Genomic DNA, 1,166 nt, shown 5'->3' with positions numbered 1-1,166 from the left:
GTCACTGAGCACCCGGAAATTTGGGCAGTTCTGTTTGGCGATATACATGAAAGCCAGGTCCTGGTTAGAGCGTCGTTCAATCTCCCTGGAGCTGAAAACACCATGACTGTATGCGTAGATCAGAATCGATATGATCAGTCGTGGGTGGTAGGCATTCTGGCCAAGATGGTGATACTGCTTTTCCACTTCAGAGGTATCGATGTGCTTGAAGATATCTTCAAAAATGAAGCAGTCATGATCTGGTGGCAGCAGGTCGAAAATGTTCGAGGGGAACATCAGGTGCTGGTTAAAGTCAGCAGGGTTATCTTTGAATTTGATTGATGACATCCGTTTCAGCAACAACAAAGTGGGCAGAAGATGCCTGATTATACTTAATCAGGCTATTCTCGGACAGCCTCCTAGTACTCACGGCTCATCCAGTCTGGGCGTGCCGGTTTGGTCAGGTGGATTAGCCCGTCTTTCTTCTACAGCTTCTGGTCACATTGCCTGAAGTCTACATGTCGGGCTCTATTTTTCTCACAGACCGCATCAATGTCGCCTATCTGGAGCAGCGCGAGTAGAAAGTAATTTTCAAAAATGGTATCACCCAGAACGATGTCACCGGCTTTAAGCTGTCCCACCAGTTGCCTGAATAGCGTGACTTCGCCAGTTTGTTTGCCTTTGTAGGGAGCGACCGCGTAGGCCAGTAGAGCACCACTGCCTACTGCCGTGAGAGCTTCTATTCTCAGGAGCGGATTTCCAACCTCTTTTTTTGCGAACCATATTGAGGGTACGTTTTCTGATTCTCGGCTGTCTCTGGCATGGAGAGCGTCGAGCCATCGACAATGACGACTCTGCGATTAAACCAGAGCCACGACTCCAGGCTGGCACTACCGAGGTTATTACCGGATTGAGTCAGGAGTGTCATGAGACTCTCTTCCGTGAGGCGCTGCCTTGCATTGCAGTAGCTACTGCTGCCGGTTTTATTGGGTTCACGTCCCATGGCTATCTGATCTCGTGTATCAGCGATCAGGGTATTACGGAAGGACTTATTCTAACTGGCCACCTGGTGCATAAACAGACTGAGAGTCTTTAATGGCGGGAAGGCCCTGACTCTTCCGCCTGTATACTGTAGCTGAAAATTCCCAAGGTTCTCTTTGGTTAGTACGTCTGAGAACCTGTCACAC

At 49.1% G+C, this 1,166-nt stretch carries 3 protein-coding genes; all 3 read right to left on the bottom strand.

Translation table 11 applies throughout. From position 1 onward, the window contains the following. The coding region (locus tag J7438_RS25730) for a transposase (RefSeq protein WP_209278885.1) at positions 1–327 on the bottom strand (327 nt) is incomplete at its 3' end. A 137-nt stretch (positions 328–464) separates the two neighbouring features. Continuing rightward, positions 465–620, bottom strand: a complete 156-nt coding sequence (locus J7438_RS25725; protein ID WP_209278884.1) for a hypothetical protein — start codon at positions 618–620, stop codon at positions 465–467. 104 nt (positions 621–724) lie between these two features. Continuing rightward, entirely contained in the window at positions 725–982 is a 258-nt protein-coding gene (locus J7438_RS25720; RefSeq protein ID WP_209278883.1) for a hypothetical protein, read from the bottom strand. Positions 983–1,166: the final 184 nt, after the last annotated feature.

This window comes from Thalassotalea sp. G20_0 (assembly GCF_017744175.1).
GTDB lineage: Bacteria > Pseudomonadota > Gammaproteobacteria > Pseudomonadales > Endozoicomonadaceae > Endozoicomonas.
The sequence above is the reverse complement of the archived record's forward strand: the minus strand, read 5'-3'. Positions and strand labels throughout refer to the sequence as shown.